We start from the raw sequence: 8,972 nt of genomic DNA on the forward strand, positions 1-8,972 counted from the left end.
GGATATGTGAAATTAAAAGAGAAATTAAATTCGTTAGGAGCAGATATTAAAAGAGTAAAAGAGTGATATAATCGTTAGTCGTTATTAATAGTATATCATATATCGTGAGGAAAATAGAAGTCAGAAGATAAAAGATAGTATTGAGCATATAGTTAACAATAATATATAGCGTTTAGTGTATAGAACAATTAATCATTAGCATTTAGTGAATAGTATCTAGTTATTATTAAACAAAAGCGAAAAACTATGCAATTATAAATTAGATAGTTAATAAGTTATACCAAGGATTTTAACTAAAGACTAACGACTATTCACTAACGACTAAATAGAGGAGGAGAAGGCAAACATGCTAGGAATGGATAGAAGTCTGGGTATAGATTTGGGTACTGTAAGTGTCTTAATTTATCAGAAGGGTAAAGGAATTGTTCTTCAGGAACCCTCGGTAGTCTCTATTTTAAGAGATGGAGGGAAAGTGTTAGCCGTAGGAGAAGAAGCCAAACAAATGTTGGGAAAGACACCAGGGAATATCATTGCTATTCAGCCTATGAAGAGTGGAGTCATTGCTGATTATGAAATAACTGAGAAGATGTTGAGTTATTTTATCCGAAAGGTTTGTGGAAACAGTAAGGTGTTCCGTCCTCAAGTAGTTATTTGCGTACCATCGGGAGGAACAGAAGTAGAAAAAAGAGCAGCAATAGAAGCAGCGATGCAAGCTGGAGCAAGGAAAGCTTATTTAATTGAAGAACCAATGGCAGCGGCGATTGGAGCCGGCTTGGACATCAGCGAACCTTACGGCAATATGATCGTTGACGTAGGGGGAGGAACCACAGATATTGCCGTTATATCTTTAGGTGGGATTGTGGTAAGTGAATCATTAAGAGTAGCGGGTAATGATTTTGATGAAAATATTATTAAATATATTAAAGAAAAGTATAGGCTAATGATTGGTGAAAAAACGGCTGAAACTTTAAAGATTGAAATTGGAACCGCTATGGAGTTGGAAGAAGAATTATTTGCCGAAATAAGGGGGAGAGACTTAGTGTCCGGATTACCCAAGAGTATTTCTATCGGCTCTACTGAAGTATTAAAATCTATTTCCGCCTCATTGAAGATAATAATAGAGGGCGTTAAAATAGTTATGGAGAAAGTTCCTCCTGAGCTGGCGGCTGATATTGCTGATAAAGGAATTATTATTACTGGTGGGGGAGCATTGTTGAGAAATTTTGATAATTTATTAGCTGAAGTGACCGGAATACCGGTTTATTTGGCTGAAAATCCTATTTCGTGTGTAGCTTTAGGGGCAGGGAAAGTATTAGATAATATTCATGTGCTTCGGAGTGGATTAGTCAGTTCGTACAAGTAGAGTAATTTACCAGTTGACTGATTTACCAATTGGCCAATAAAAATAGTTATTAGTTTTAATATAAGTTATAAGTGCGAGATGCAAGTTTCAAATTGTCAATATGTAACTAAAAATTTAAAGCGAATAACTAAAACTATAATTCAATACTTAAAACTTTTTCATATAAAATATTACTTTAAATGTAGGAATTGGATTTATCCGACCCGAGGTATCCTGGTAACATTATTTTCTTATAAAATTCTGAATCCTGGATTCTAACTCCTGAATACTGGCTTCTTAATAAGATACGATTCACGAGATACCAGATACAATTTTTAACAAAGAAGGTAATAAATGAAGGTAAAATTAGATAAAAGTAATTGCATAAAAACCATATTTATTTTATTAATTTTATTTAGCATAGGGATAAGTAGTTCCTTTTGCCAGACAGTTTTTATGCCAATATCAGAGATAAAGCCGGGCATGAAAGGGATAGGAAAAACTGTTTTTCACGGAACTCAGGCAGAAACCTTTCAGGTAGACATCATTGATATAGTGAAAAACGAAGGCGAGGTTGGAAATTTTATCTTAGCTAATTTAAGTGGAGATAAGATTAAAGAGAGTGGCGGGATTTCGGAAGGAATGAGTGGTAGTCCAGTCTATATTAATGGTCAATTAATCGGAGCGGTATCTTATGCTTGGGAAATGAGTGAACATAATCTATGCCTGGTTACCCCTATCCAGGAAATGTTAGAAATATTTAATCTTCCTTATAATGATCATACTGCATTATCTGGGCATAATGCCAATAATTCTTTAATTTTTACCTACGATAAGGCAAACAAAATAAAAGTGAAAAACCTGGAGAAAAATAGAAATTTTTCAGAATTGGCAAATAGTGAGGAAGTGATCTTTTCCCCCATAGTTTCACCGGTAATTATAAACGGAATGAAAGGTAGAACTTTTGAGAGATTAGGTAATTCCCTAAAAAAATTCAACCTTGTGCCTGTTCAGGGAATCGGGCTAAAAGTCAATAATGGCGATAATTTTCAAAAAGTGGGAGAAAGTCTTAGTAATAAGATAGAAGCCGGTTCTGCCATAGGCATTCAGTTAACACGGGGAGATATCAATATTATTTCTATCGGAACAGTTACTTATCGTGAGGGGAACAAGATTTTAGCCTTAGGACATCCTTTTTTAAAAAAAGGTGAAGTTTCTCTTCTTCTTTCCTCAGTGTATATCTATCATAGTTTACCTAATATGGTTATGCCCTTTAAATTAGGTACCCCTTTAAATTTAGTCGGGAAAATTATCCAGGATAGAGAGGCAGGTATTTTAGCTATACTCAATTCTTATCCTCGAGTGATTCCCTGTAAAATACAGGTGACAAATGTTGATTCAGGATTAGTTTATCAGATGGGAATCCAGGTAATAAACGATTATGATTTATTAGAACCCTTGGTTTCAAATGCAGCCGTGCAGATAATAGATAATGCTTTGGATAGAATTGGAGCTGGTACTGCTCAAATAGATATCGAAATAAAAGGGGAAAAAATGGGGCAAGTCCTTTTACGGAAGAATATGTATCACAGTTCCAGCGATATAGCCCTCCAGGTAATATGTGAAATACCAGAAATGATAGATTTGATTGCCAATAATTATTTTGAAATGATCAATTTAAACGCAATAAATATTGACATAAAAGTAGATCATCAAAAGAAAATTGGCCGGATAGAAGAAGTTGTTTTGGAAGAATCTTCAATTAATCCTGGAGATTACCTAAAATTAAAAATTAAGATTAGACCTTTTCGGGGAGAATTTATCGAAAAGAACTTGACCGTTCAAATTCCTCCCGATACGCCTAACAGCGAAGCTTTATTAATGGTATATGGGGGAAAAGAAGCAGAAAATCAAGAGGAAGAATTGGCCAATAACGGAAAAAAGGATAACCTAAGTTTAGAAGAGACCTTTAAGGATTTTTCTGATCGGCCAAGAGGTAATCAAGTCATTGGAGAGGTAGTAGTATATTCTAATGAATTACCCTTTGAAGAAAAAAATAACGATGATAGTTTTGAAAAAAAAGAAGAAAAGGATTTAATAATTTCTAAAATTGAAACAGATATGGTTATTGAAGGATATCTGGAGATACCTTTTACAATATTAAAGAATTAACCAGTTTAATTAGTATATAGTCTATAGTATTTAGTATTTAGCAAAGAAGGGAAAAAAAGAAAATAGGAGATAGGAGTTAAAATTTAAAAATAAGGGCGTATTGTTTGCTATTTGCCCTTATACGCTGGCCAACTGGGTGGGTAACCAGATAACTACTACATTAACTTGAAATTTGAAACGTGCAACTTGCCTTTTATACTAACGACTATTCACTATTCACTAACGACTAATTTAATAAATTGGATGGAAAAGATGAAAGTAGTAGCTTTAATTGCAGCTGCCGGCAAGGGCAAAAGAATGAATGCTAAAATAAGTAAACCCTTCATACCCATTTCTGGTAAGCCTATTTTAGTTTATACTATTGAAAAATTTGAAAAATGTCAATTAATTGATAAAATATATCTTATAGTTAACCCTGAGGAAAAGGATGTATGTTATAAAAATATAATATTAAAATACAACTTTCACAAGGTTCAAGAATTAGTTGAGGGAGGAGAAACTAGACAAGATTCAGTATACAATGGAATTAAGGTATTAGATAAGGATACAGATATTGTGGTTATTCACGATGGCGCTCGTCCTTTAGTAGAAGAGGCTATTATACGAGATTCCATTAAAAATGCACAGAAATATGGAGCGGCCATTGCGGCTATCCCGATTAAAGATACTATAAAAAAAAGCAAAGGTAATTTTTTTATCAATAAAACGCTGAACCGAGAAGAGATTTGGAGAGCACAAACTCCTCAAACTTTTAAATACGATATAATTTTGTTTGCCTATAGTCAGGCTTATAAGGAAAAATATATTACCACAGACGATGCCGCGATTGTAGAAAGATATGGACATAAAGTAAAATTAATAACAGGTTCAGAGGAAAATATTAAAATAACCACTCCTTTTGATATCATTGTGGCAGAGAATTTTTTAAATAAAGGATTTAGCTTTAAATTTAAATTATGAAAAAAATTGAAATAGAAAGTTATTCTAAAATAAATCTAACTTTAAATATACTGGGGAAACGTTGTGACGGATATCATAATATCGAAACCATCATGCAGTCTATCAACCTTGCGGATAGAATCGTTATTAATGAAGAGAAAGAAGGGGTAAAGATAAACTGCAATAATCCTTTGGTCCCTACCGATAAACAAAGTTTGAGTTATAGGTCAGCAGAGAAGATTCTCCAAAGATATAGAATTAACCAGGGAGTTAAGATAGAGATTGATAAAAAAATTCCTTTAGCTAGCGGGATGGCCGGTGGTTCTGCTAACTCTGCCTCTATTTTAGTAGGCATAAATAAATTATTTGCTTTAAATTTAAGTAATAAAGATTTAAAGGAATTAGGAGAGGAATTGGGGATGGATGTTCCTTTTTGTATCCAAAATGGTACTGCTCTTGCTTGTCATAGGGGAGAAAAAGTTACTCCTCTACCTCCAATTAATCCACCAATGTGGATGATAGTGATCAATCCCGGATTTGAAATACCTACCAGCTGGGCTTATAATAATCTTGATTTAGGATTGATTAAGAAGGAGAAGATTAATACTATTACTATGCTTAAAGCTTTAAAAGAAGGAAGACTTGAAGAAATTGCCAAAAATCTATTTAATTCCTTTGAAGAGTTAATTATTACCAAATTCCAGGAAGTTGGAGTAATTAAGGACAGATTAATCGGAGAGGGTGCTTTAGGTGCTCTTATGTCCGGTAGCGGTCCTACGGTTTTTGGAATTATCCGAAATAAAGGACAAGCCCTAAGGATTTACGAAAAATTAAAACCAAAATATGAGTCAATATGGGTAGTGCATACAATTTAGTTAATTGGTTAGTTAGTCAATTAGTAGACTGGTTCATCACTCAATCTGCCGTTACTTCCATTAGCCAGCTAACCAGCTAACCATGCAACTAAATAACTAATGGTGAGGGAAATTTATGCGGATAGGTTTTGGATACGATGTCCACCCCTTGATCTTGAATGAAAAATTAATTTTGGGAGGAGAAATCATTCCATACCCAAAAGGTTTGGAAGGACATTCTGATGCCGATGTTTTAATTCATTCCCTAATAGATGCTTTATTGGGGGCAGCAGGAGAAGGAGATATTGGTCAGCATTTCCCGGATGATGATGAACAATATAAAAATATTTCCAGTTTAAAGTTATTGAAAAATATTTACCAAATATTAAAAAAAAAGAAACTGGCCATAAATAATATTGATGTTTCTCTGGTTTTAGAAGAACCACGAGTTGCACCTTTTTTCCAGAGCATGAAAGATAATATAGCTCGAGTTTTAAAAATATCCTCTGAAAAAGTGAACATTAAGGCTACAACAAACGAGAAGATGGGTTTTGTCGGTAGAAAAGAAGGCGCAGTTTCTTATTGTGTGGTTAGCTTGAATGAGTATACAGAAAAAATACAGCAATAAGTGATGAGTGATAAGTAATTAGTGACAAGTTACGGGTTACCAGCTTCAAGTTTAGAAAAAAATTAAGAAATTACCTTGTCTTTATTCCCTCTTCCCTTCCTTCGAGGGAGAGAGGGTTAGGGCGAGGATGTGGTACAATATACGAGTAAATAATACAAGTAAATAAGGGGGAGAATAATAGTAATTATGAAAGAAGAAGAAACAAGCAACGAAAATACAAAAAAAAATGAAGAAATAAAAGATGATAAAGTGCAGAATGAAGAGAAAGAAGACGAGATAAAAGAAAAAACTAAAAAGGATGAAAAAAAACCAGAAGAAGGTTTCAAAGAACCTGATCTACCTGTACTTTTTGTTTGGTTTATAAGTATGTTGAGTGGAAAAGCCTGGGAATATTTGGGTCTCATCATGAATCCCGAGACTAAGGAAATTAATAAAGATTTAAAAAAAGCTAAAATTGTCATAGATTCCCTCGCATTTTTATATGATCAGATTAAAAATGATTTAAATCCGGAGGATTTTAAGCGGATTGAAAGTTTACTGGCAAATTTAAGAATGAATTATGTGGAGAAGTTGAAAGAATCATAAGATATTTCTGATTGTTTTTTTTACAATTAATTCTTTCTACTGGCCTAAACAAAGCAATATTAGTAAGAAAAAGCGGGGAGGGGGCTAGAATAATGGAGAAAAATTTTTCTAAAACTGGACTTATTGTATTGATACTCTTTTTAATCTTAATTTTTAGCAGTGTAATAATTTGTGCCCAAGATTATCAGATCTATTATAAAAATGGGTATGACTATTTCCTTCAGGAAAAATATGAGATGGCTGAACAATCTTATAAAAAAGCAATAGAATTAAATCCTGATTTTGAGGATGCACATTACTGGTTAGGAAAGGTATATAGGCAGACCGGCGCTTATAGTCAGGCTATAGAACAATGGAAAGAAGTTTTAAGAATTAATCCTGCGAATCAATATGCCTATCAGAATTTAGCGGGTAGTTTTCAGGGTACCTCCCGGATTCAATCAGATAAAGCAAGTGATTATTTGAACGAGGGAAAGAAGATAATTGGATATCCTGAGGAATATCTTTTTAAGGCCAGTGCTCCTTCTGTAAACAGTTTATTGAGTGCCATCCCTTATTTTAAAAGAGCCGTTAAGATAGATTCAGGTTTGCTGGAAGCTTATTATTGGATGGGTGAAATATATCGAGTTTTAGGAGAACAGAGCACCGGACAGTTTAATTCTCCTGCTATGGAAAGTTATTTAAAAGTTATTAAAATGGAAGAATCAGCTAATCCAATGTCTTTTGAGCATCCTTCACCCTATTGGCGCTCTTACCTGCAATTGGCAAAAATATATCGTTTTTTAGGATGGAGAAATCAAGAAGAAAAATTGTGGCTTCAGCTAGAAAACACAAAATCCTTACCCTATAAACAAGCCTTAGAAAGAAAAGGTTATTTTGGTTTTGGTTATCCTTCTCGAATAGAAGTTAACTTTAGAGATGGAGATAAAATAGAGAATTGGAGTTATCCGGAGAAGGATACGGTATTTACGGTTTTGAATGGAGAAGTAGAGGGAGAAAAAGAAAAAGAAGCCGAACAGAGTGAAATGGAAATTATACTTGAAGAAAATATACCTGAAGAAAAATCACAACCGTAATTTAGCTAACTAATTGCTGGTTATCTCTTTATTATTTAAAAATTTAGGATTGAGTTAGCTAATTAACCAGCCAAATAAATAACTAACCAGGGAGGAAGAATCATTTTAAAGGAAGAAAAAGTAATCAAACGGTTAGGAATAATGGGCGGAGTTTTTGACCCCATACACTATGGGCATTTATTTACAGCTGAAGAAGCAAGAATTGAATTTAAGTTGGATAAAGTAATATTTGTACCCTGCCGTCAGCCTGCTCACAAAAGAGAAAATGATCTATCTGCCCCCGAAGATCGTTACTTAATGACTATCCTGGCTACCGGAAATAACTCTTTTTTTGAAGTATCCAAAGTAGAACTCAATAGACCAGGACCTTCTTATTCGATAGACACTGTTCAAGATTTTTTTAAAAAATATAACTCTGGTGTGGAAATATTTTTTATTACCGGAGCCGATGCTTTTTTAGAAATAGATTCCTGGTACAAAAGTGAAAAATTAATTACGCTTTGTCAATTTGTGGCTGCAACACGACCAGGATATGATTTGAATAGATTAAATGAGAAATTTAAAAAAATTATAAAAATTATGGAAATTCCCGCTTTATCTATATCTTCTACTGATGTCAGAAGAAGAGTGAGAGAGGGAAAAAGCATAAAGTATTTACTCCCTCAAGAAGTGGAAAAATATATCAACAAAAAAGGGTTATATCGGAAGTAGAATCCTTAGAGGGCAGTCAAAATGAATATTACATTGAGATTACGGACCTCTTCAGATAAGAGATAGGAAATGAATGTGGATATTGATTTAATGAAACTAAAATTAAAAGGAATGTTAGGCGAGAAGAGATTAAAACATTCGATTAATACTTCTAAGATTGCCCGTAAATTAGCCATAAAATATAATTACGATGTAAATAAAGCCGAAATTGCCGGATTATTACATGATTGTGCTAAAGATTTGGATTATAAAACCTTGGAAAAGATAACAATAGAAAATAAGATCCAACCGGATGAAATTATTCAAAAAATCCCCAAATTATTGCACCCTTTAGCAGGAGTAATCATTGCCAAAAGGGAATTTAATATTCAAGATCCTGTTATTTTAGATGCAATAAAAGCACACAGTACCGGAGCAGCTCAGATGTCACTTTTAGATAAGATAATTTATCTAAGCGATAAGATTGAACCTTTAAGGAACATGAAGGGAGTGGAAGAAATCAGAAAAATGGTAGAAATAAACATAGATCAAGCTATGTTAATGGCTCTGGATCAAGGATTAATCTATCTAATAAGTAAAAAATTATTAATTCACCCGATTTCTATTGTCGCCAGGAACAATTTTCTGAGCAAGGTGGTTTTTGTCTAATGTATGAAAATCATATA

General features: G+C 33.5%; 9 protein-coding genes. All 9 read left to right on the forward strand.

What is annotated here, in order from left to right:
* The first annotated feature begins 346 nt into the window (after positions 1-346).
* The 9 genes from ENO17_09700 (at position 347) to ENO17_09740 (ending at position 8,955) form a co-directional block, all read left to right on the forward strand.
* Complete coding sequence (locus ENO17_09700) at positions 347-1,363, forward strand: rod shape-determining protein (GenBank protein HER25305.1); 1,017 nt, start codon at positions 347-349, stop codon at positions 1,361-1,363.
* Positions 1,364-1,696: 333 nt separating this feature from the next.
* Entirely contained in the window at positions 1,697-3,514 is a 1,818-nt protein-coding gene (locus ENO17_09705; protein HER25306.1) for a hypothetical protein, read from the forward strand.
* 252 nt (positions 3,515-3,766) lie between these two features.
* Positions 3,767-4,474, forward strand: a complete 708-nt coding sequence (gene ispD, locus ENO17_09710) for a 2-C-methyl-D-erythritol 4-phosphate cytidylyltransferase (GenBank protein ID HER25307.1) — start codon at positions 3,767-3,769, stop codon at positions 4,472-4,474.
* Positions 4,471-5,328, forward strand: coding sequence for a 4-(cytidine 5'-diphospho)-2-C-methyl-D-erythritol kinase (locus ENO17_09715; protein HER25308.1), 858 nt, complete (start codon positions 4,471-4,473; stop codon positions 5,326-5,328). The genes ispD and ENO17_09715 overlap by 4 nt, the downstream gene beginning before the upstream one ends.
* Positions 5,329-5,443: 115 nt before the next feature.
* The gene (locus tag ENO17_09720) at positions 5,444-5,935 is read left to right on the forward strand and encodes a 2-C-methyl-D-erythritol 2,4-cyclodiphosphate synthase (GenBank protein ID HER25309.1); all 492 of its coding nucleotides are present in this window, start codon (positions 5,444-5,446) and stop codon (positions 5,933-5,935) included.
* A 186-nt stretch (positions 5,936-6,121) separates the two neighbouring features.
* Positions 6,122-6,520 (forward strand): DUF1844 domain-containing protein, encoded by a 399-nt coding sequence (locus ENO17_09725; GenBank protein ID HER25310.1) that lies wholly within the window; start codon positions 6,122-6,124, stop codon positions 6,518-6,520.
* Between the two features lie 92 nt (positions 6,521-6,612).
* The gene (locus ENO17_09730; protein HER25311.1) at positions 6,613-7,596 is read left to right on the forward strand and encodes a tetratricopeptide repeat protein; all 984 of its coding nucleotides are present in this window, start codon (positions 6,613-6,615) and stop codon (positions 7,594-7,596) included.
* A 123-nt stretch (positions 7,597-7,719) separates the two neighbouring features.
* Entirely contained in the window at positions 7,720-8,307 is a 588-nt protein-coding gene (locus ENO17_09735) for a nicotinate-nucleotide adenylyltransferase (GenBank protein ID HER25312.1), read from the forward strand.
* A 69-nt stretch (positions 8,308-8,376) separates the two neighbouring features.
* Complete coding sequence (locus ENO17_09740) at positions 8,377-8,955, forward strand: HD domain-containing protein (protein ID HER25313.1); 579 nt, start codon at positions 8,377-8,379, stop codon at positions 8,953-8,955.
* The last annotated feature ends 17 nt before the right edge of the window (positions 8,956-8,972 follow it).

The organism is Candidatus Atribacteria bacterium (assembly GCA_011056645.1).
GTDB lineage: Bacteria > Atribacterota > Phoenicimicrobiia > Phoenicimicrobiales > Phoenicimicrobiaceae > Sediminicultor > Sediminicultor quartus.